The sequence below is a fragment of the Azospirillum sp. UENF 111221 genome, from assembly GCF_058780625.1.
The window spans coordinates 1,051,411-1,072,484 of sequence record NZ_JBSNCH010000005.1; the positions used below are offsets into that span (position 1 = coordinate 1,051,411).

At 67.1% G+C, this 21,074-nt stretch carries 22 protein-coding genes and 1 pseudogene; 8 read left to right on the plus strand and 15 right to left on the minus strand.

What is annotated here, in order from left to right; all coding sequences use genetic code 11:
- Window positions 1-118: 118 nt before the first annotated feature.
- Together ACWPN3_RS19385 and ACWPN3_RS19390 are read left to right on the plus strand one after the other, a co-directional pair.
- Window positions 119-1,246 (plus strand): GNAT family N-acetyltransferase, encoded by a 1,128-nt coding sequence (locus tag ACWPN3_RS19385; protein ID WP_492240844.1) that lies wholly within the window; start codon window positions 119-121, stop codon window positions 1,244-1,246.
- Between the two features lie 117 nt (window positions 1,247-1,363).
- A complete protein-coding gene (locus ACWPN3_RS19390) occupies window positions 1,364-3,769 on the plus strand; it encodes a methyl-accepting chemotaxis protein (protein ID WP_109096526.1) in 2,406 nt (801 codons plus the stop codon).
- Between the two features lie 51 nt (window positions 3,770-3,820).
- Here the strand turns inward: ACWPN3_RS19390 and ACWPN3_RS19395 are convergent, their stop codons facing one another.
- Window positions 3,821-4,111: a CYTH domain-containing protein gene (locus ACWPN3_RS19395; protein WP_492261684.1), complete on the minus strand. Its 291-nt coding sequence runs from the start codon at window positions 4,109-4,111 to the stop codon at window positions 3,821-3,823.
- Window positions 4,112-4,479: 368 nt separating this feature from the next.
- On the opposite strand from ACWPN3_RS19395, the gene ACWPN3_RS19400 reads away from it, so the two are divergent.
- Window positions 4,480-4,704, plus strand: a complete 225-nt coding sequence (locus tag ACWPN3_RS19400; RefSeq protein ID WP_247872832.1) for a hypothetical protein — start codon at window positions 4,480-4,482, stop codon at window positions 4,702-4,704.
- A gap of 22 nt (window positions 4,705-4,726) precedes the next feature.
- Here ACWPN3_RS19400 and ACWPN3_RS19405 read toward each other — a convergent pair whose 3' ends face one another.
- Window positions 4,727-4,882, minus strand: coding sequence for a DUF3309 family protein (locus ACWPN3_RS19405; protein ID WP_042694949.1), 156 nt, complete (start codon window positions 4,880-4,882; stop codon window positions 4,727-4,729).
- Window positions 4,883-5,264: 382 nt separating this feature from the next.
- Between ACWPN3_RS19405 and ACWPN3_RS19410 the strand changes: the two genes are divergently transcribed.
- Window positions 5,265-5,588, plus strand: coding sequence for an ACT-like domain-containing protein (locus ACWPN3_RS19410; protein WP_492240845.1), 324 nt, complete (start codon window positions 5,265-5,267; stop codon window positions 5,586-5,588).
- A 16-nt stretch (window positions 5,589-5,604) separates the two neighbouring features.
- On the opposite strand, the gene ACWPN3_RS19415 is transcribed toward ACWPN3_RS19410, so the two are convergent.
- Both ACWPN3_RS19415 and ACWPN3_RS19420 read right to left on the minus strand, forming a co-directional pair.
- The gene (locus tag ACWPN3_RS19415) at window positions 5,605-6,519 is read right to left on the minus strand and encodes a CDP-alcohol phosphatidyltransferase family protein (protein ID WP_109096522.1); all 915 of its coding nucleotides are present in this window, start codon (window positions 6,517-6,519) and stop codon (window positions 5,605-5,607) included.
- Entirely contained in the window at window positions 6,516-7,214 is a 699-nt protein-coding gene (locus ACWPN3_RS19420) for a phosphatidylserine decarboxylase (RefSeq protein WP_492261685.1), read from the minus strand. Before ACWPN3_RS19420 ends, ACWPN3_RS19415 begins: the two co-directional genes overlap by 4 nt.
- A 131-nt stretch (window positions 7,215-7,345) precedes the next feature.
- Here ACWPN3_RS19420 and ACWPN3_RS19425 point away from each other — a divergent pair, with 131 nt between their 5' ends.
- A complete protein-coding gene (locus tag ACWPN3_RS19425; protein WP_492240847.1) occupies window positions 7,346-7,816 on the plus strand; it encodes a hypothetical protein in 471 nt (156 codons plus the stop codon).
- A 60-nt stretch (window positions 7,817-7,876) separates the two neighbouring features.
- On the opposite strand, the gene ACWPN3_RS19430 is transcribed toward ACWPN3_RS19425, so the two are convergent.
- The 4 genes and pseudogenes from ACWPN3_RS19430 to ACWPN3_RS19445 form a co-directional block, all read right to left on the minus strand.
- A complete protein-coding gene (locus ACWPN3_RS19430; RefSeq protein ID WP_109096520.1) occupies window positions 7,877-8,965 on the minus strand; it encodes a BMP family ABC transporter substrate-binding protein in 1,089 nt (362 codons plus the stop codon).
- Between the two features lie 78 nt (window positions 8,966-9,043).
- Entirely contained in the window at window positions 9,044-9,973 is a 930-nt protein-coding gene (locus ACWPN3_RS19435; RefSeq protein WP_109052092.1) for an ABC transporter permease, read from the minus strand.
- Window positions 9,970-11,046 carry an ABC transporter permease gene (locus tag ACWPN3_RS19440; protein WP_492261686.1) on the minus strand — a complete coding sequence of 359 codons (1,077 nt, stop codon included), beginning with the start codon at window positions 11,044-11,046 and terminating at the stop codon, window positions 9,970-9,972. Before ACWPN3_RS19440 ends, ACWPN3_RS19435 begins: the two co-directional genes overlap by 4 nt.
- Before the next feature lie 27 nt (window positions 11,047-11,073).
- Window positions 11,074-12,739, minus strand: a pseudogene (locus tag ACWPN3_RS19445) (ABC transporter ATP-binding protein).
- 223 nt (window positions 12,740-12,962) lie between these two features.
- Here ACWPN3_RS19445 and ygfZ point away from each other — a divergent pair.
- Window positions 12,963-13,841, plus strand: coding sequence for a CAF17-like 4Fe-4S cluster assembly/insertion protein YgfZ (gene ygfZ / locus ACWPN3_RS19450; protein WP_492261687.1), 879 nt, complete (start codon window positions 12,963-12,965; stop codon window positions 13,839-13,841).
- A gap of 96 nt (window positions 13,842-13,937) precedes the next feature.
- Complete coding sequence (locus ACWPN3_RS19455; protein WP_109096516.1) at window positions 13,938-14,480, plus strand: PRC-barrel domain-containing protein; 543 nt, start codon at window positions 13,938-13,940, stop codon at window positions 14,478-14,480.
- 42 nt (window positions 14,481-14,522) lie between these two features.
- Here ACWPN3_RS19455 and ACWPN3_RS19460 read toward each other — a convergent pair whose 3' ends face one another.
- The 4 genes from ACWPN3_RS19460 to crcB are packed head-to-tail and all read right to left on the minus strand — an operon-like array spanning window position 14,523 to window position 17,388.
- Window positions 14,523-15,230, minus strand: coding sequence for an ATP12 family chaperone protein (locus ACWPN3_RS19460; RefSeq protein WP_492240850.1), 708 nt, complete (start codon window positions 15,228-15,230; stop codon window positions 14,523-14,525).
- A 3-nt stretch (window positions 15,231-15,233) separates the two neighbouring features.
- Complete coding sequence (locus ACWPN3_RS19465) at window positions 15,234-15,920, minus strand: HAD-IA family hydrolase (RefSeq protein ID WP_109096514.1); 687 nt, start codon at window positions 15,918-15,920, stop codon at window positions 15,234-15,236.
- Window positions 15,920-16,987: an RluA family pseudouridine synthase gene (locus ACWPN3_RS19470; RefSeq protein ID WP_492261688.1), complete on the minus strand. Its 1,068-nt coding sequence runs from the start codon at window positions 16,985-16,987 to the stop codon at window positions 15,920-15,922. The genes ACWPN3_RS19465 and ACWPN3_RS19470 overlap by 1 nt, the downstream gene beginning before the upstream one ends.
- Entirely contained in the window at window positions 16,987-17,388 is a 402-nt protein-coding gene (gene crcB, locus ACWPN3_RS19475; RefSeq protein ID WP_109096512.1) for a fluoride efflux transporter CrcB, read from the minus strand. The genes ACWPN3_RS19470 and crcB overlap by 1 nt, the downstream gene beginning before the upstream one ends.
- Window positions 17,389-17,497: 109 nt before the next feature.
- On the opposite strand from crcB, the gene ACWPN3_RS19480 reads away from it, so the two are divergent.
- Window positions 17,498-18,061, plus strand: a complete 564-nt coding sequence (locus ACWPN3_RS19480; RefSeq protein WP_492240852.1) for a cysteine hydrolase family protein — start codon at window positions 17,498-17,500, stop codon at window positions 18,059-18,061.
- Between the two features lie 8 nt (window positions 18,062-18,069).
- Here the strand turns inward: ACWPN3_RS19480 and ACWPN3_RS19485 are convergent, their stop codons facing one another.
- The 3 genes from ACWPN3_RS19485 to ACWPN3_RS19495 all read right to left on the minus strand — a co-directional run bounded on the left by ACWPN3_RS19485 (window position 18,070) and on the right by ACWPN3_RS19495 (window position 21,028).
- On the minus strand, window positions 18,070-18,927 hold the full coding sequence (locus ACWPN3_RS19485) for a dienelactone hydrolase family protein (RefSeq protein WP_492240853.1): 858 nt from the start codon (window positions 18,925-18,927) through the stop codon (window positions 18,070-18,072).
- A 120-nt stretch (window positions 18,928-19,047) separates the two neighbouring features.
- Complete coding sequence (locus ACWPN3_RS19490; protein ID WP_492240854.1) at window positions 19,048-19,788, minus strand: ABC transporter ATP-binding protein; 741 nt, start codon at window positions 19,786-19,788, stop codon at window positions 19,048-19,050.
- Window positions 19,781-21,028 carry a lipoprotein-releasing ABC transporter permease subunit gene (locus ACWPN3_RS19495; protein ID WP_109096508.1) on the minus strand — a complete coding sequence of 416 codons (1,248 nt, stop codon included), beginning with the start codon at window positions 21,026-21,028 and terminating at the stop codon, window positions 19,781-19,783. Before ACWPN3_RS19495 ends, ACWPN3_RS19490 begins: the two co-directional genes overlap by 8 nt.
- Window positions 21,029-21,074: the final 46 nt, after the last annotated feature.

Below are 21,074 nucleotides of genomic sequence, written 5' to 3' on the forward strand. Positions count from 1 at the left end.
CTCGCATCCTTGCTGCACGAAGCCCGCGCGGCGGTCCCGCCGGCCGCTCAACGAGTGGAGGCCGGTCGTCACCCTCATCGCCCACCATCATGAGTACGGGCCGGCCCAGCCGGAGGAGTTGAGCGCCGTCGCCCGGTTGGCGCGGCTCGGCTTCGGGCTGTCGCGCGACCTGTTCGACCGCTACGCCGGCCTGTTCGGCATGGACAGCATCCGCGTCCTGCGCGTTCCGCGGTCCACCGGAACCACGCTGGCCGCCTGCGCCGCTTTTTGGACGATGAACCAGTGGTTCGGCGGCCGGCCGGTCCCGGTGCAGGCCATCGCCATGGTGGCGGTCGATCCAGCCCTGCGCGGCAGCGGATTTGGCAATGCGCTGATGCAGGCCCTGCTGAGGGAGGGACGCCAAGCCGGGGCGGCATTGGCGGTGCTCTGCCCGGCGACCCTTCCCTTCTACCGTCGGCTCGGCTTTGGCCGTGGCGGCGTCACCTGCCGCTGGAGCGCACCGCCGTCGGCCTTTGCACAATCGGGGGCTGCCGCAAGCGGCTTGTGGCCGGCGGACCCGCTCGACGCCGTGCCGTTGGCGATGCTCCGCCAACCTCTGCTGAAGGAGCAGAACGGCCTGCCGGAGAGGACCGAGGCGCTGTGGACGCTCGCTCTCTGCCCGGACTGCGAGCCGTCGGAGCTTTACCGCAATCAGGATGGTTACATCGCGGTGACGCCGCCGCTGGATCGGCGCCTCGACGTCGCCGATCTCTGCCTGCCCTCCGCGCGGTCGCTGAAACCGGCCATGACCATGCTGGCCGGTTTCAGGGCTCAAGTGGACCGGGTGACATGGCGCGGCGGTCCGAATGACCCGCTTGCGCTGCTTGCCGGCGATGGTGTGGCGCTGGAATGCCGCGAGGAGTGGCTGGTCCGTCCCCTCGATGTCGGCATGGCCTTGGAGGCGAGAGGTTACTCAACTGACATACAAGAGTATGCCATTTTTGAGATAAATGATGATTCTATTTTCGGCAATTGCGAGCGTCACCACCTTGAGGTTGTCAGCTCTGTTGGAAATATCTCGAAAACAGAGCAAGTCCTTGATCCGCCGGCTCGGATCGGCACCGCGGCTTTCGCCAGTCTGTTCACGGGGCATGCAAGCGCTCGCACACTTTGGAGAGCTGGTTTGCTTCATGGTGAAGAAAAGATGATCGACCGTTTGCACCGCCTATTTCGCGGCGCACCGTGCTGGATGCCCGACCGCTTCTGAAATAAGTGGGATTCCTGACTTGAATCAAACCGGACATAAAGCGTCCTGTGGTTCAATCGTCCCAATGAACGGGGAGAAGCATCGCCACTTGCGATGCCATCGGGGAGTCCATAATCCATGACGATCGGAACGCGGATCGCACTTGGCTTTGCCGCCGTGCTGCTCCTGACGGTTGGCGTGGCGTTCGTCGGCTGGAACAGCCTGAGCACTTACGCCGAACGGGTCGGTCTGGAAGCCCATACCGCCGACCTCGACACGAGGCTGAAGTCGGTGCGGCTGGAGGAGGCGCGATTCGTCACCGAACGCGACGCCAAGGCCGCGACCAACGTTCCGGGCATGCTGGACGCCCTGCAGGCCGAAGCGCAGCAGACCCGCGCCGCCCTGACCGACGGCGAAGGACGCCGGCTGCTGGACGAGGTGCTGTCCGGCATCGACGGCTACCGCGCCGCCTTCAACAATTTCGTCGCCCAGGACGGCGAGGCGCACGCCCGCACCGCCAGCATGGAAATGCGCGCCCGCGCCCTGCGCGAGATCGCCGAGAAGATCGGCAAGCAGCAATCGGAGCGCTATGACCTGAATATGGCCAGCAAGCGCGACGCCGACACCGAGCTGCGCCACAGCATGGACACGGCGGAGCGCGCGAACCGTGTCATCGAGCGGGTGCTGGAGGTCCGGCGCCAGCAGAGCGATCTGCGCCGCAACGCCGATCAGGCCCTGGCGGATCGCATCGTCGCGGCACTGGACGAGTTGGTGCAGATCACCGACACCGTCGCCAAGGACCTCGTCGGTACCAATGACGAGGAATCCGCCGCACGGATCGCCGGCGACGCCCGCGCCTACCATGACACCGTGCGCGCCCTGCACGGCAAGGGCATCGCCGCACTGACCGAGGTCGGCGTGGCCGCGGGGCTGGACGAGGCCGCCCGCGGCGTGCAGGAGCGGGCCGTGGAACTCCAGAAGAACCAGGCCATGGTGACCGAAGCGCTGACCGAAGCCTCGAAATACGCCCAAAGCGAGGTGAACGAGGCCGTCATGCTGCGCGGTCTGGCGATGCGGCTGGTGCAGGACGCCCAATCGGCGATGCTGGCCCAGCGCGATTTCCTGCTGACCGGCTCGGCGGACGCCAAAGTCGCAGCCGCTGCCGCGGTGAAGGAGATCCTGACCATCGCCGGACAGGCCGGTGCCGTCCTGGTCGATCGGGAAGGGCGGGCGCTGATCGCCGCCATCACCGAAGCCGCCCGCGCTTTCGATTCGGAATTCACCGCGCTGTCCTCCGCCGTCGCCAAGCAGCACGACGCGTCGGCGGCGATGGCCAAGGCATCGGCCGCGGTCAGCGGTCAGGTTGGCCGACTGGTCACTCTGCAGCGCGAGGATCGCGAGGCCGGCCGCGCCAGCGCCGGCATGGTGATCGCCATCGGTGCGGCGGTGGCGCTGCTGCTGGGCGCGCTGATGGCCTGGATCATCGACCGCGCCATCACCCACCCGCTGCACGCCATGACCGGCGCCATGGGCCGGCTCGCCGAAGGCGACCTGAGCGTCGACATCCCCGGCGGCGACCGCAAGGACGAGCTGCGCAACATGGCCGCCGCCATGACCATCTTCAAGGACAACGCCCTGGAGATGCGGCGGATGGAGCGCGAGCGGGAGGAGATGCGCGTCCAGATCGACGCCGACCGCCGCCGGACGATGAACGAATTCGCCAACGGCTTTGAACAGGCGGTGTCGGGCGTGGTGACCTCGCTGACCGAATCGGCCGGCTCGCTGGGCCGCGATGCCCAGGAGATGTCGTCTGATGCGGCGCTGACCACCGCGAAATCCACCGCCGTCGCCACCGCCTCGCAGCAGGCGACCGCGAACGTGCAGACCGTCGCCGCGGCGGCGGAACAGCTGTCGGCCTCCATCGCCGAAATCTCGCGCCAGCTGAACGCCAGTTCCGCCACCGCATCGGGAGCCGCCGACAAGGCGGTGCAGACCAACAGCATCGTCGAGGGGCTGTCGATGGCCGCCGAGCGCATCGGTCAGGTCGTCGGCCTGATCGGCGAGATTGCCGAACAGACCAACCTGCTGGCGCTCAACGCCACCATCGAAGCCGCCCGCGCCGGCGAGGCCGGCAAGGGCTTCGCCGTGGTGGCGACCGAGGTTAAAAACCTCGCCGGCCAGACCGCCAAGGCGACCGAGGAGATTTCCGCCCAGGTCGCGGAGATGCAGACCGCCACCACCAGCGCGGTGGAGGCCATCCGCACCATCTCCGACGCCGTGACCGCGATCAGCGGCACGGTGACGGACATCGCGCTCGAAATGGAACAGCAGGGGAGCGCCACGCGCGAGATCGCCCAGAATGTCCAGCAGGCGGCAGAAGGCACCCAGCAGGTGATGCGCAACATCGCCGAGGTGACGACCGCCGCCACCAAGACCGGCGGCGCCGCCGATGCGGTTCTGGATGCCAGCCGCACTCTCGCAACTCAGGCCGACCGCCTGCGTGGCGAGGTTCAGGGTTTCCTGAACAAGGTGCGCACGGCCTGACCCACTCTGCTGGCTTATCGCCGCTCTGGTCGCGCCCGCACACGCGACCTTTCAGGCGGCGGCGGACCAGCGCCGGATCGGCGCACGGGAAAGGGCGGAGTTGCCATAGGCACGCAACGTGGTGACCTCCGCACCGATCCAGTCCGGCAGCGGCACCGTCTGGTCAGGGGTCTCCAACTCGACCTCCGCGATGACGAGGCCGGAATTCTCGCCGTCGAAGACGTCGATCTCCCAGCACAGGCCGTCCTGGCGATGGCGGTAGCGTGTCTTTTCGATCACCCGGCCTTCGCAGCCGTGGAGAAGAAGCTGGCGTGCGAAATCCAGGTCCAGCGGATGCTCCACCTCGTCCCGGCACGCTCCACGCTTCAGCGATTTGATGGTGGAGAGTCGCCCGGTCTTCCGCGATGCGGACGCGGACCGTGCTGGCGCCGTCGGACGGCAGGTATCCCTGGACCATTCGGACGCCATTCCGGCAGAGATGCCGGACATCCTTGCGGACGAGAAAGCGCCGCTCGATTTCCAGTGCCATGGCTAGGCCCTTCGGACGATCTTGTCGACGACCCTAGCCGAAAGTCCCCACCGGCTTCAACCTCGTTGCCCTGTGTGCAGCGCAACCGAGGCTGCATGCATGCGCATTATGACGTGACGATCGGTCGCAACAGACTGGAGATCGATGCTATCGTCGGAGGATGAATGCCGATCTTTCCGCCATGATTCCCTGGGCCGCGATCCCCTGGCTGATCCTGTTCGCCTTGTACGGGCTGCCGCTGCTGCATGTGGCTTTGTCGCGCCGGGGTGGCGGCTGGCGGCCGCCGGCCGGGTCGCGCTGCCCCTTCGGGCCGCGCGCCGGGTGGCTGGTGATGGTGCTGATGCTGGGACCGGTCGGATGGCTGATGTTCGCACTCCGCCGGCCCCGCCGCCCATCGGGCAGATAGCATCAGACCGACAGGGTGGGGATCAGATCCGACCCATCAGCAGCAGAACGATCAGAACGATCAGCAGCACGCCGAGGATGCCGCTGGGACCATAGCCCCAGCCGCGGCTGTGCGGCCAGGCCGGAACGGCGCCGAGAAGCATCAGAATGAGGATGATGAGCAGAATGGTGCCGAGCATGGCCCTCTCCCTTATGATGGAGCATTTGTGACGGACAAGCGGAACCTCAACGGGGTCCCCTGGACTTTGTTCCTGTCCGGCTCGAACGTGACGGTTTGCCACCACCAAGGAGGGATGCCGCCCCACCGGCGCTCCCCGAACGCGACACGTCCGATCTTTCGGCGAGTTCGTCCCTGTTGACGGACGGCAGCGGGCCGCTTAGGCTCCTGTCCATGAACGTGCATCGCATCGACGGCATTCTGCGAATTAGCGGCCCGGTTCTCCTTTGAGAGCCGGGGATTTCGCTCGTCCAGTCCGCAGAACCGTCTGAAGGCCCGATCACGCCATGTCCAGCACCCTGATCACCGATTCCGCGCATAGCCATTCTTCAAAAGCCACCCCCGTGTCCGCTTCGGACGCGCGCGTCACCGCACCCGGCCGCCGGGTCGTCTTCTCCCTGGTGGCCGACGCCGATCCCGGCACCCTGCCCCGCGTTCTGGAATATGTCGCCAAGCGCGGACTGGTCCCGCTGGCCCTGCACAGCCGGTTGACCGGCGACATGCTCGACATCGCCATGGAGATCGGCGATCTGCCCCAGGCGGAAACCGACCATGTCGGCCGGTGCCTGGGACAAATCCCGATGGTGGTGCGCGTCAGCGTATCAGAGCTGGCTGCCGAGGCGGCTGTGGCAGCCGAGCGGATTGCGGAACTGGTCGCGGCAGAATAAGAAAAGGGGAAGCCGGTCAGACCGGCTTCCGCGCCTCGTCCTCGGGCGTCACGGCTTCCGAAGCCTGAGCCTGCACCTCGGTCCCCTGCATCTCCGGCGGCTCGCCGATCTCCGTGCGCATCAGTTCCGCAGCCCGTTGCAGCTTGCGGAACTGGGCGATGGAGAATGGCAGGCTGACCATATAGGCGATGCCGACGATGGACAGTGTCCACCAGGGCTGGCTGACCATCATCGCGGCGAGCAGCCCGACGCCGGCCAGGGCCGGCACCACCCAATGGGCCGGAACCCGGGCACCCTTGAAGGAGAAGGTCGGCAGGATGCTGACCATCAGCCCGCCGATCAGCAGGGTCCACGGCACGATGACGGCCGGATGGCCGGGGAACTCCGGACCGATCTCGAACCCCAGGATCATCGGCAGCAGCACGAGGCCGGCACCGGCCGGCGCCGGAACGCCGGTGAAGTAGTTGTAGGCCCAGGGCGGCAGGTCGACCACGCCGAGCCGCGAGTTGAAGCGCGCCAGCCGCAAGGCGCAGCACACGGCATAGGCCATGGCGGCGATCCAGCCCAGGCTGCCCGCGCCGTTCAACCCCCACAAATACATCATGAAGGCCGGGGCGACGCCGAAGCTGATGGCGTCGGACAGGCTGTCCAGTTCCGCCCCGAACTTGCTCTGCCCGTTCAGCAGGCGGGCGATCCGGCCATCCAGCGCATCCAGGATGGCGGCGATGACGATGGCGATGACCGCCGGCTCCCACCGCTCCTGCATGGCGAATCGGATCGCGGTCAGGCCGGAGCAGAGCGCCAGCACCGTCAGGACGTTCGGCAACAGGTGGTTGATCGACAGCCCTTTCAGACGCGGGTGCGGCCGGCCGGGCCGGCGCGCCCGGTGTGGGCGGAAGATCTGCTGGCGGAAGACGGGCGGTCGTTTCATCGCCGCACATCCCCCTGCCGCTGCGCTTCGGTCCCGTCCAGGTCGGCCAGGATCGTCTCGCCGCCGATGGCGGTCTGGCCGACGCAGACCAGCGGGGCGACGCCGTCGGGCAGATAGATGTCGGTGCGGCTGCCGAATCGGATCAGGCCGAAGCGCTCGCCCGCCTTCACCTGCTGCCCGGCCTTGACCCACCACAGGATACGGCGCGCCACCAGGCCGGCGATCTGGACATAGGCGATCTCGCGCCCGTCCGGCAGGCGATGGCGGAAGGCCATCCGCTCGTTCTCGTCGCTCGCCTTGTCCAGCGCGGCATTGACGAAGGTGCCCTTGTGGTATTCGGCGGCCATGATGGTGCCGTCGGCCGGCACGCGGTTGACGTGGACGTTGAACACGTTGAGGAACACGCTGATCCGGGTCAGCGCCTTGTCCCCCATGCCGAGTTCCTTGGGCGGAACCGCCTGGACGATCATGGTGACGTGCCCGTCGGCGGGGCTGACCAGCAGTCCGGGCCGCGTCGGCGTCACCCGGTCGGGATCGCGGAAGAAGTAGGCGCACCACAGGGTGAGCACCAGGCCGATCCAGCCGAGCGGCGCCCAGACGGCGAGACCCAGGATCAGGGAGACCACCGCGAAACCGGCGATGAAGGGCCAGCCGGCTCGGTGGATGGGGACGACGACGGTATCGATGGCGGACATCGCCTGCTTTCTTCGTATTTTCAGACCACAGCGAACAGCCATTCTAGCTGTGCGTTGCAAGCCTTTACAGAATTTTAGCGGGCGGAGCCCATGCTGTCGTCTCCATTGCCCCTGAAGCCGAGCGTGCCGCCTTGTCCGTTCCCGATCTGAAGACCATTCAATCGCTGGCCGAAGTGCCGGACGGCGCCCTGCCCATCAATCCCGGCTCGATCGAGATGACGCCCGAGGGCGTTCTCGGCATCGCCAAGCCGCCCCGTCCCTGCAAGCTGACCTTCATGGCCGACGGGCTGCCCTTCAACGTCGCCGTCCGGCATGAAGGGCCGGAGGACGGCGGCGGCTCGATCTGCCAGATCTGGGCGGATGTCGGCCACGTGCCCTACACGGCCCAGGCTCCGGAGCGCCGCCGCGCCCTGCTGGCGGTCCTGCGCGGGATCGAAGGGCTGCCGCATGTCCGCTTCATCGTTCAGGGCGGACAAAAGATCATCCTGTTCTCGGAAATCCGGCTGGAACACCACGCCTCGCCCGAGGACCTGCTCCACCAGACCATCCTGGTCCTGCAGGAAGCGCGTCCGTTCCTGCGCCTGCTGGGCGAGTATCTGTAAAAACGGACGGCGCTTTCGACCGGAGATTATCACCCCCCGGTCGGAAGCGCCGTACGACGCTTACTTCGGAACCTTGCCCTGCACGCCTTCGACGTACCAGTCCATCTTCAGGATCTGCTCGTCGGTGGCGGACTTGCCTTCCGGGATCACGACCTTGCCGGACTGGTCCTTGACCGGACCCTGGAAGGAGTGGCGTTTGCCGGACACGATGTCGGCCTTGATCTGGTCGGCCATCTTCACGACGTCGGCCGGAATCGCCGGGTTGTAGGGGGCCAGCTCGACCATGCCGGTGCTGATGCCGCCCCAGGTGTCGATCGGCTTCCAGCTGCCGTCGAGAACCGCCTTCACGCGGTCGACATAGTAGCCGTTCCAGTCCTCGACGATCGCGGTCAGGTGCGACTTCGGACCGAAGCGGGTCATGTCGGACGACTGGCCGACCGACCACAGCCCGCGCTCCTGCGCGGTCTGGATCGGGGCGGGGCTGTCGGTGTGCTGGACAATGATGTCGGCACCCTGGTCGATCAGCGCCTTGGCCGCCTCGGCTTCCTTGCCGGGATCGTACCAGCTGTTGACCCAGACCACGCGGACCTCGGCCTTCGGGTTCTGCTCGCGCAGCGCGATGGTGAAGGCGTTGATGCCGCCGACCACCTCGGGAATCGGGTAGGAGCCGATGTAGCCGATGATGTTCGACTTGGTCATCTTGCCGGCGATGGCGCCCACCACCGTACGGCCCTCATAGAAACGGCCGGAATAGGTCGCGACGTTCTCGGCGCGCTTGTAACCGGTGGCATGCTCGAACTTCACGTCGGGATGGCGCTTGGCCACCTTCAGCGTTGGGTTCATGAAGCCGAAGGAGGTGGTGAAGATCAGCTTGTGGCCGCTGGCCGCCAGCTGCTCGATCACGCGCTCGGCGTCGGCGCCTTCCGGCACATTCTCGACGAAGGTGGTGGTGACCTTGTCGCCCAGCGCCTTCTCCACGGCCAGACGGCCCTGGTCGTGCTGATAGCTGTAGCCATGGTCGCTGACCGGGCCGACATAGACGAAGCCGACCTTCAGCTTCTCCTGCGCGAAGGCGGAGCCCATGCCGGCACCCAGCCCCACGCTCAGCGCGATCGCGGCACCGGCCAGACCCAGCACCGTCTTGCCCATCGTCCTTCTGTTCACGTCGACGCTCCTTATTCTTGATGTCGTGAGATATGGGCTTTGTTTCGTTTTCAAAACGACGCGTCAAGCATCGGGATGAAACAGTTTTCCCAGACAGGCCGGCGCGTTCAGGCGGATGCGGGCGACGTCCCGCGAAATCAGCACCAGGACCAGAACGGTAGCCAGATACGGCAGCATCGACAAGAGCTGCGACGGCACGTCGATGCCCAGCCCCTGGACATGCAGCTGCAGGATGGTGACGCCACCGAACAGCCAGGCGCCGAGCATGGCGCGCACCGGCTTCCAGGTGGCGAAGACCACCAGCGCCAGCGCGATCCAGCCGCGGCCCGAAGTCATGTTCTCCGCCCACATCGGCGTGTAGTCCATCGACAGGAAGGCACCGCCCAGCCCGGCCATGGCGCCGCCGAACAGCACGGCGAAAAAGCGGATGCGCAGGACCTTGTAGCCCAGCGCATGGGCGGCCGTGTGGTTCTCCCCCACCGCGCGCAGGACGAGACCGGCGCGGCTGCGGTAGAGGAACAGGTGGACCAGCGGCACGGCGGCGACCGCCAGATAAACCATGATGTCCTGGCCGAACAGCGCCTGCCCCACCACCGGCAGGTCGGTCAGGCCGGGGATGTGGAGCTTGGGCAGGCCCTCCAGCGGAATGCCGACGAAGCCCTGCCCGATCAGCGCCGACAGGCCGACGCCGAACAGGGTCAGCGCGAGCCCGGTCGCCACTTGGTTGGCGAGCAGGAACAGGGTCAGCACGGCGAACAGCGAGGCGGTGGCGGCGCCAGCGAAGGCCGCGACGAGAAAACCGGTGACGGGGCTGCCGGTCTGAACCGTGACGGCGAAGCCGCAGACGGCGCCGACCAGCATCATGCCCTCGACACCCAGGTTGAGGACACCCGACTTCTCGACCACCAGCTCGCCCAAGGCGGCGAACAGCAGCGGCGTCGCCGCCGCGAACATAGCGGCCAGGATCGGGCCGATCAGGGCAAGGTCGCTCATGCCGCGGCCCTCCGCGCACCGAAGCGGACCCGGTAGCGGATCAGCACGTCGCTCGCCAGCAGGAAGAACAGAAGCATGCCCTGGAACACTCCGGTGATGGCCTTGGGCAGGCCCATGGCGATCTGCGCCGCCTCGCCGCCGATGAAGGACAGCGCCATCAGCAAAGCCGCCAGCAGGATGCCGACCGGATGCAGCCGGCCCAGAAAGGCAACGATGATGGCGGTATAGCCGTAGCCGGGCGAGATGCTGGCGGTGATCTGGCCGATGGGACCGGCGACCTCGCCCATGCCGGCGATTCCGGCCAGCGCCCCCGACAGCAGCAGCGTCAGCCAGACGATCCGCTTCTGGTCGAAGCCGGCATAGCCGGCCGCGGCCGGGGTCAGGCCGATCACCTTGATCTGGAAGCCGATGAAGGTCCGCGCGATCAACAGCCAGCCGCCCGCCACCGCCAGCAGGGCAAGCAGTGCGCCGAAATGGACGCGGGTCCCGGCCCACAGGATCGGCAGCGTGGCCTCGGCCTCGAACAGCCGCGATTTGGGGAAGGCGAAGCCGTCGGGATCGCGGAATGGGCCATGGACCAGATAGTTCAGCAGCAGCAGCGCCACGTAATTCAGCATCAGGCTGGTCAGGATCTCACTGGCGTTGAAGCGCAGCCGCAGAAAGGCCGGCACCGCCGCCCAGACCGCCCCGCCGACAGCTCCGCCGATCACCATCATCGGCAACAGCCACCAGCCGCCCTCGCCATAGAAGGCAAGCGCCAGCCCGCCGCCGGTGATGGCGCCCAGCGTCAGCTGCCCTTCGGCGCCGATGTTCCAGACATTGGCGCGGAAGCCGATGGCGAGCCCGACGGCGCACAGCACCAGCGGCGTCGCCTTCACCACCAGTTCGCCGATACCGCGGACCGAGGTCACGGGCGCGACGAAGAAGGAATAAAGCGCCTTCAACGGGTCGAAGCCCATCGCCAGGAACAGGATGAAGCCGCTGAGCAGGGTCAGCGCCACCGCCAACAGTGGCGTAACGTAGACCATGGTCTTCGACGCCTGCCCGCGCGGTTCAAGACGGATGAAGCTCATGCGGCGTCTCCGGTGCTCAAAAAACCATCAGACCGCACGCGTGATCTCCCCGTCTTCGTCCGGCGGCGTGCCGAACAGGCCGCCCATCAGCAGGCCGATGCGCTCCACCGTCGTCTCGTGCGTCGGCCGGCTGTCGGACAGGCGGCCATGGAACAGCACGGAAATCCGGTCGCTCAGCACGAACAGCTCATCCAGATCCTGGCTGATGACCAGCACCGCCGCACCCGACCGCGCCAGATCGATCAGCGCCTTGTGGATCGCCGCGGCAGCACCTGCATCGACACCCCAGGTCGGTTGGCCGACCACCAGAAGCTTGGGCTTCTGCAGGATTTCGCGGCCGATGATGAATTTCTGCAGATTGCCGCCCGACAGCGACCGCGCTTCCGCCCGATGACCGTGCGCCACGACGTTGAAGCCGCGGATGATCGTCTCGGCATAGGCGCGGGCGCGGGCGAAATGGACCATGCCGCCGCGCACCAGCGGCTCGCGGGCATAGCCGGACAGCAGCGCGTTCTCCGACAGGCTCAGTTCCGGCACCGCACCCCGGCCCAGCCGCTCCTCCGGCACGAAGGCGAGGCCAAGCGTCCGGCGGGCCCGCGGTCCCAAATGCCCGGCCGTGGTTCCCTCGATCACCACGGCATCGGCGTCGGCGAGCAGAACCTCGCCGCTCAAGGCCGCCATCAGTTCCGCCTGCCCGTTTCCGGCCACACCGGCGATGCCGAGAATCCTCGCCCCCCCGCACCTCGAAATTGACGTCCTTCAGATTGGTGGCGAAGGGATTGTCGGAGGTGGTGGACAGGTGGCGCACCGTCAGGCGGGCAACGCCGGCCACACCCTGCGGCGGCCGCTCGGGGGTGGACAGCTCCGCCCCCATCATCATCTCGGCAAGGCTGCGCGCTGTCTCCTGCCGCGGGTCGGCGGCACCCACCACCTTGCCGGCGCGCAGCACGGTGGCGCGGCTGCACAGGGCGCGGATTTCCTCCAGCTTGTGCGAGATGTAGAGGATCGTGCAGCCCTCCGCCGCCAGGACGCGCAGCGTCTCGAACAGCTTGGCCGCCTCCTGCGGCGTCAGGACGGAGGTCGGCTCGTCCATGATCAGCAGCTTCGGATCCTGCAGCAGGCAGCGCACGATCTCCACCCGCTGGCGCTCGCCCACCGACAGATGGAAGACATGGCGGCCGGGGTCCAGCGCCAGACCGTAGCGTTCCGACACCTCGCGGATACGGCCGGCGAGCTGATCCATCGGTCCGGCATTGTCGAGGCCGAGCGCGATGTTCTCGGTCACCGTCAGCGTGTCGAACAGCGAGAAATGCTGGAACACCATGCCGATGCCGAGACGGCGCGCACCGGCCGGGTCGGGAACAACCGTTTCCGCCCCCTGCCACAACATGTTTCCGGCATCCGGGTGCAGCACCCCATAGATCATCTTGACCAGGGTCGACTTGCCGGCCCCGTTCTCACCCAGCAGCGCATGGATCTCGCCCGGTTGCAGGACGAGATCGACATGGTCGTTGGCCAGACAGCCGGGGAATCGCTTGGTGATGCCGCGCAGCTCCAAACGGGGCGGCGGGGCGTCCGGGGGGTAGGTCTCGGCGTGCGAAGGCAAGGAGGAGCAATCCGGAAAAAGGTCAAACCTGTATGGCATTGCCAAAGCCGTGCCACCGCTACCAACAGAGTAATCCGGCGGCACCACCGGCCGTCAACAACCGATCCTCTGCCCAACGGTGATGCATCTGCCGCTTTGGTCATCATGCCACAGTCGGCTCCTGCAACCCAGCCCTTCGCCCAGCTCATTGCCAGGGCATTGCAGTGCGGCAAGCCCTTGCCAGCCGGGCCGTTCCGCCCAACACTTCAGTCGATTGGATGATGTGGAGGCGAGGATGTCGGCGGGTTACGCAGTTTTGGACCAGCGGAGCGTGGTGGCGGTTACGGGCGAGGACCGCAAGGCGTTCCTGCAAGGGCTGGTGTCCAACGACGTGCTGCGGGTCGCGCCGGACCGTGCCGTCTATGCCCTGTTCCTGACGCCGCAGGGCAAGTTCCTTCATGATTTCAACTTGGTCGAGTCGGGAGCAGAATCGGACGCCGTGCTGCTGCTGGACCCGGAGACGGAGCGCCGCGCCGACCTGTTGCGCCGGCTGAAGATGTACAAGCTGCGCTCGAAAATCGCGCTGGAGGACCGGACGGAGCAGCTTCGCGTGGTCGTCGCCTTCGGGGCCGGCGCGCTGGAGGCGCTGGGCCTGCCGGCCGAACCGGGTGCGGCACGGGCTTTCGCTGGCGGCGTCGCCTTCACCGACCCGCGGCTGCCGGCGCTGGGGGCCCGCCTGTTTCTGCCGGCGGACGGGCTTGCGGCATTGGAGGCGGCCGGTCTGGCGCCGCGCGAGGCCACAGACTACGACCGGCGTCGCCTGTCGTTCGGCATCCCCGACGGCACGCTGGACCTGATCCCGGAGAAATCGATCCCGCTGGAAAGCCGGATGGACGCGCTGAACGCAATTTCCTGGGACAAGGGCTGCTACATGGGGCAGGAGCTGACCGCCCGCACCAAATACCGCGCCCTGATCAAGAAGAAGCTGTTCCCGGTCACCGTCGACGGCCCGATGCCGGACGCCGGCACTCCGGTGACGTTGGACGGCAAGGACATTGGCGAAATGCGCAGTGGCCGCGACGGCGCCGCGCTCGCTTTGCTGCGGCTGGAGGATGTGCAGTGCGCGGCCGAGAGCGGACTGAGCTTTCAGGCAGGGCCGGCGGTTCTGACACCGCGCGAACCTGGGTGGGACCATACCACGAAGGGTTAGTCACACACCGAAAGAGTTCCCGGAAGGAGTGATCAAACGGGCTTCGCTCCTGTTGTTGTGATGTCTTCAGACACAACGACATAAGGAGCCACCCTCATGCGTCGCACCCTGATCGTCACCGCCGCCTCGCTGGCTCTCATGACGGGCGTCGCCGTCGCGCAGACCTCGTCGCCGACCGTGGGCAATCCGTCCTCGTCCACGTCCAGCATGTCGAACACCGCAACGCCGGACAGCACCACCAACAGCAGCATGACCAAGTCCGGTCCGACGGGCGGCCAGCTCGCCAGCGCCGACGAACTGATCGGCAAGAACGTCTATGGCCGCGACAACAACAAGATCGGCGAGGTTGACGACGTCATCCTCGACGGCACCGGTCAGGCCAAGCAGCTGGTGATCAGCTCGGGCGGCTTCCTCGGCATCGGCGAGAAGCAGGTCGCGGTCGATTACAGTGCCGCCAACTGGGATTCTCAGAACAACCGCCTGAACCTCGCCGGCATGAGCCGAGACGACGTCAAGGCGATGCCGGACTTCAAGTACGACGACACCATGACGTCGCTGAACAAGAACCGCAAGCCGGCGGAGAAGGAAACGGTCGCCCCGGGCGCCGCCCCGACGACCGGCACCACCACGGCGAAGTAAGGGCTGCTTGCGATTCGAGGTGGGGGCATCCGCCCCCGCCCTTCAGCCCCGCAGCAAATCCACGAAGCGCCGACAGGCCACGATCTCCGCGCGAACGTTCGTGCGGCGTTTCGTGGCCTCTGCGTCTTCACCCCACTGCTCGATCTGGTAGGTTTCGTCCAGCTGCGAGACCTCGAACGCTTCCTCGGCGTTGAGACGGCCTTCCAGCAGAGCAAGCGCGACGATGATCGATCCGCAGACGCCGGTCGCGGTCTGAAGCGCCGACAGATACCAGTCGTCCGTCCGCTCCACCACCCGGCGCAGGGCGGCCAGAGCCTCGTCCGGCTGCGGCTTGGGCATCAGCCCGGCGCAGACATGGAGCGGCGCGTCATAAGTCAGCGCTGCCCAATCCAGCAGAGGCTGCCAGAGCCGGGCCTGCCGCTCCACCAGCGGCTGGGGATGTTCGGCGCGATAGCACAACAGGTCGGTTTCGGCATAGGCGCTGATGGCGGGAACAATCTCCGGCCGCTTCACCGGGATCAGATCAACGGCGGTGCTCGACAGCTGCATCAGCGGCATGGAATGAGCGTCGATCTGGTCGCCCTGCGCCGCCCATTCGTCAGCCACGCCCTGGGCCAGCGGCAGGCTCGGGAAGACCAGCGGCGCCTTGGCGGGGCTACGCACGGGGCGGCCGTCCAGCTCGACCCGGAAACCGCCCTCGGTCTCGCCCCCAACCTTGCCGACGCCCGCCGCCTTGTAGAAACGCTTCATCGCTTACCCTTCCAAAAGCTCCAGCACTGCGGTGGCGACGTCGCGCCCGCGGTGGACGATGCGGTCGGCCCCGGCCCGCTCCAGTTCCGGCACCGCGTGATAGCCCCAGGAGACGCCGACCGACCGCACCCGCGCGTTGCGGGCCATCTGAATGTCGTAGGTAGTGTCGCCGATCACAACCGTCGCCGCTTCCTCCGCACCGGTCTCCGCCAGCGCCCGCTGCACCATGTGCGGGTTGGGCTTGCCGGGACCGACATCGGCGGTCTGCAAGGTGACAAAGCGCCCGGTCAGCCCATGGCCCTTCAACACCGCATCCAGCCCGCGCCGTGACTTGCCGGTTGCCACCCCCAGCAGCACCCCGGCCTCCTCCAGCGCCGCCAGCGTGTCGACGATGCCGGGGAACAGCGGCTCGTCCACCTCGCCGCGGCTGCGGGCGCTGGAAAAGGCGCGCTTGTAGCTTTCCGCCACCGCGACATGCAGGTCGGCATCCCGCTGCGGCAGCAGCAGGGCCACCGCCTCCACCAGCGACAGCCCGACCATGCGGCGGACATCCGCCGGCTCGGGCTCGCCCAGCCCATGCTCGGCCCAGGCGCGGGTCATGGCGTCGATGATCGCGAACTGGCTGTCGACCAGCGTGCCGTCGCAATCGAAGAGGGCGAGGCGCAACGGCGGCTTCCCCTGCGGAGCCATCACTCGAAATCCTCGAACGGGTCGTCGCGCAGGTTTGGGCTGAAGCCGAAATACTTCCAGGTCGCCAGCATGTGGTCGGGCAACGGCGCCGTCACGTCGATGGTCTTGCCGCCGCGCGGATGCGGCAGGATCAGCCGGCGGGCATGCAGGTGCAGCTTCTTCGCCACCTCGGCTCCGCCGGCCAGGAAGGCGCCCTGCCCGGCATATTTGCCGTCGCCCAGGATCGGCGTGCCGACGGCGGCCATGTGGACGCGCAGCTGGTGGGTGCGGCCGGTCAGCGGCCACATGGCGACGAAGGCCGCCTGCTTGCCGACATTCTCCTGCACCGAATAGACGGTAAGGGCGCGCTTGCCCTCTTCCTTGCTCTCCGCCACCCGCTCGCCATGCGGGCCGCCTTCCTTGGCCAGCGCCAGATCGATCTTGCCCTGGTAGGGCGTCGGCACGCCGACGGTGACGGCCCAGTAAATCTTGCGCACAGCACTGCCGCGGAACAGCTCGGTCAGCTTGCTGGCGGCGAAGGTGGTGCGGGCCAGCAGCAGGACGCCGGAGGTGTCCTTGTCCAGCCGGTGGACCAGTTTCGGCCGCTCGTTGCCGTCGAAGCGCAGGGCGTCGAGCATGGCGTCAAGATGTTTGGAGGTGCCGGTACCGCCCTGCACCGCCAGACCGGGCGGCTTGTTGATGGCGATCACGTCGGCGTCGCGGTAGAGCACCATCGCCTGCAACTCGGCGATCTGCTTGTCCGACATGCCCTTTGGCTTGCTGCTTCCCTGACCCGGCCCCCTGACCGGTGCGGCCCAGGCGGCCAGCGGCGGGATACGCACGCCCTGCTTAGCCGCCAACCGTGTCGACGTCTCCGCCCGCTTGCCGTCAACGCGGACCTGACCGGTGCGCAGCAACTTCTGCAGATAGCTGTGGTTCACGTCGGGGAAATGGCGCTTGAACCAGCGGTCGAGCCGCATGTCGGCCTCGTCGGCCGTCACGATGCGGGTTTCGACCTTGCTGTCGCCCTTGGCTTCGGTCGACGCGGTATCGGCGTTATCGGCAGTGGGCTTGGGAGAGTCAGTCATCAGAGGGACACCGAAACAAGAGAACGCACGGCCCACAGGCCGGCAAAGAAGCCCACCACGCTGAACAGCGTCGAGGCGAGGAAGTATCCCGCCGCCGCGGCAAGCTCGTCACGGGCGACGAGGACACCGATGTCCAGCGTGAAGGAGGAGAATGTGGTGAAGCCGCCCAGCACGCCCACCAGAAGGAAGGCGCGCAGTTCTGGCGACGGCGACCATGTCAGCGCCGCAAGTTCCGACAGCACCCCCATCACCGTACAGCCGATCACGTTGACGATGATCGTCCCCACCGGAAAGCGGGTTCCGATCCATTGCGCAATCGTGAGCAGCATCAGGTAACGCGCCACCGAACCGGCGGCACCGCCGACGGCGACGGCGAGCAAGGACAGGGGGGATGCGAGCACGGCGCCTCCGGCTGAGCGCTGGGAAAGGGAAACGGGAGTGGAGCGCCGGATTAGAGCCAGAAACCTGCGGACTTGTCACGCGATGGACAATCGCGGCAGGATCGCAGGCATGGAAAAGCTTCCCTCCAACGCCGCATTGCTGGTCATCGACCTGCAAAAGGCCATCGACGACCCGCGCTGGGCCCTGACCGGTCCACGCAACAACCCGCAGGCGGAGGCCAACGTCGCGGCATTGCTGGCCGCGTGGCGGCGGGACGGACGGCCCATCGTCCATATCCGCCACGATTCGGTGGAGCCGGACTCCAGCTACCGCCCCGGCGGTCCCGGCCATGACTTCAAGGAAGAGGCGCGGCCATTGCCCGGCGAGACCGTGATCGGCAAGCGGGTGAACAGCGCCTTCATCGGCACCGGGCTCGACGAGTGGCTGCGCGGCCGCGGCATCGCCACGCTGGTGGTGACCGGCGTCATCACCAACAACAGCGTCGAGGCGACGGTGCGGATGGCCGGCAACCTCGGCTACGACGTGCGCCTGGTGGCCGACGCCTGCTTCACCTTCGCCAGGAAGGACAGGTCGGGGAGGCTGCGGACCGCCGACGAGGTCCACGACCTGTCGCTCGCCAACATGGACGGCGAATATGCGACGGTCGTGGATACGGCGGCGGTCTTGGGCTGACGGCCGCCTTACGCCAGCTTCGCCTTGAGGAACTCCACCGTCCGCTTCCAGGCCAGCTCGGCGGCGTCCTTGTTGTAGCGCTCGGCCGACGTGTCGTTGTGGAAGGCGTGGTTGACGCCGTCATAGACGTGGATCTGGTGTTCGACATGCGCCTTCTTCAGCGCCTCGTCGTACGCGGGAATGCCGGCGTTGATGCGTTCGTCCAGCCCGGCATAGTGCAGCAGCAGCGGCGACTTGACCGTGGTGACCAGCGCCGGGTCGGGGGTCGGGCCGTAGAAGGCGACGCCGGCCTTCAGGTCCGGCGCCTTGATCGCCAGCCGGTTGACCATGCCGCCGCCCCAGCAGAAGCCGACCGCCCCGACCTTGGCCGAGGAATAGCGATAGGCCATCAGGTAGCTCATCGCCGCGATCAGGTTGTTGACCGTCTTGTCGGTGTCGAGCTGGCCGATCATGTCGCGCGCCTTGTCGGCATCCTGCGGCGTGCCGCCCAGCGGCGACAGCAGGTCCGGGGCAAACGCCACGAAGCCTTCGGTGGCGAGGCGGCGGGTGACGTCCTCGATATAGGCGTTCAGGCCGCGGTTCTCATGGATGACGACCACCGCCGGAGCCTTGTCCGCCAGCTTCGGCCGGGCGATATAGCCGGACACGTCGCCGGTCGCCCCCTGGAAGGACACCTTTTCCGCCGCCAGACGGGTGTCGTCCTCGCCGACCACGGCGGCACGGGCATAGTTTGGCTCGATGGCCGACAGGATGGCCGGAATGGCCGCCGCACTGCCGGCCAGCGCCGCAAGCCGTTCCAGGAACACCCGGCGCGGCAGCGGCGCGTGGGTGTATTCGTCGTAAAGGTCGATGATCCGCTGGTCCATCCCCGATGCCCCTGTTTTGCCTCGTGCCGCAGCTCAGCCGGTGCGGTCGCGCATGAGAGTGGTGGCGACGCACCGGCTTGGCAACCGGGAGACGGATCCGCTTTCGGCCTATGACGCCGGTTACGAGGCTTCCGATGCCACCTCGGTCAGCGGCACCAGCTCCGACGGCTGGTATTCCACCAGAAGGCCGTCGCGCATCTCCAGCACCCGGTCCATGCGGCGGGCAAGGTCCAGATTGTGGGTGGCGACCAGGGCACCGACCTTGGCCTGCCTGACGATGGCCGACAGCATGGTGAAGACATGCTCCGCCGTGTGCGGGTCGAGGTTGCCGGTCGGCTCGTCGGCGATCAGCAGCGACGGGGCGTTGGCCAGCGCGCGGGCGATGGCGACGCGCTGCTGCTCGCCGCCCGACAGGCGGGCCGGACGGTGGGTGCCGCGCTGCTCCAGCCCGACCATGCGCAGAAGCTCGTCGGCACGCTGCCGGGCGACCGACTTCGACACGCCGGCGATCATCTGCGGCAGGACGATGTTCTCCCGAGCCGAGAATTCCGGCAGCAGATGGTGGAACTGGTAGACGAAGCCGATGGAGCGGCGGCGCACCTCGGTCCGCTTGCCGTCGTCCAGATTGGACACATCGGTGCCTGCGATCCGCACCGTGCCGCCGGTGGGCCGTTCCAGCAGGCCGGCGATGTGCAGCAGCGTCGATTTGCCGGCCCCCGACGGGCCGACCAGCGCCACCAGTTCCCCGGTGCCGACGGTCAGGTCGACCCCGCGCAGCACCTCCAGCGTCTCGCCCGCCTGTTCAAAGCGGCGGACGATTCCCTTCAGTTCCAGCATCGGCTGCATGACGGCGTCACTCATAGCGCAGGGCCTCCACCGGGTCGAGCCGGGCGGCGCGCCAGGACGGGTAGATGGTGGCGGCGAAGGACAGGCCCAAAGCCATCAACGTCACCTGTGTCACCTCGCTCCAGTCGATCTTGGCCGGCAGATGGGACAGGAAATAGATTTCGGCATTGAACAGGTTGGTGCCGGTCAGCCCCTGGATGACCTGCCGGATGCTCTCGATGTTCAGCGCGAAGGACACGCCGAGTGCCAGCCCCAGCAGCGTCCCCGTGACGCCGACGCTGGCGCCCGACAGGAAGAAGATGCGCATGATCATGCCGCGCGTCGCCCCCATCGTGCGCAGGATCGCGATGTCGCGCCCCTTGTCCTTAACCAGCATGATCAGACTGGAGATGATGTTGAAGGCCGCCACCATGATGATCAGCGACAGGATCAGGAACATCACGTTGCGCTCAACTTGGAGTGCGGTGAAGAAGCTGGCGTTCGACTGCTGCCAGTCGACCACCCTGCCCTCTCCTGCCACCACCGACTGGACGGCGGACCGGGCCGCGGCGATCTGCATCGGGTCGCTGACGAAGACCTCCAGCGAGGTCACGGCGTCGCCGGTGCGGAAGAAGGCCTGCGCCTCCTCCAGCGGCAGGAAGATGAAGCTGTTGTCGTATTCGAACATGCCGACGTCGAAGATCGCGCCGATGGGATAGCTGCGCATCCGCGGCACGGTGCCGAAGGCGGTGACGTTGCCCTGCGGTGCGATCAGCGTGATCTGGTCACCGACCGACAGCCCCAGCCGCTGTGCCATGCGCACGCCGATGGCGACGCGATCCTCGCCGAACTCGTCGACCGAGCCGCGGATGACGTTGTTGGCGAGCGTCGGCCGCACCTTGAAGTCTTCCGCCCGCACGCCGCGGATGACGGCGCCGGATGCGACGCCGCGCACCGACACCAGCGCCTGCCCCTCGACCGTCGGGGTGACGTTGACCACGCCCGGCGTGTTGCGCAGCTTGCCGGCCAGGATGTCGAAGTCCGGCAGCGGCCCGCCCCGCGAGCTATAGACGTTCAAATGCCCGTTGAGGCCGAGCACCCGGCCCAGCAGCTCCGCCCGGAAGCCGTTCATCACCGCCATCACGATGATGAGCGTCGCCACGCCGAGCGCGATGCCCAGCAGCGAGAACCCCGCGATGACCGAGATGAACCCTTCCTGGCGGCGCGCCCGAAGGTAACGCATCGCGACCATGCGTTCGAAGGCATTGAAGATCATGAGGCGGGGGTCCTGTGGCGGGGCCTGAAACAGGCGGAAGCGATGC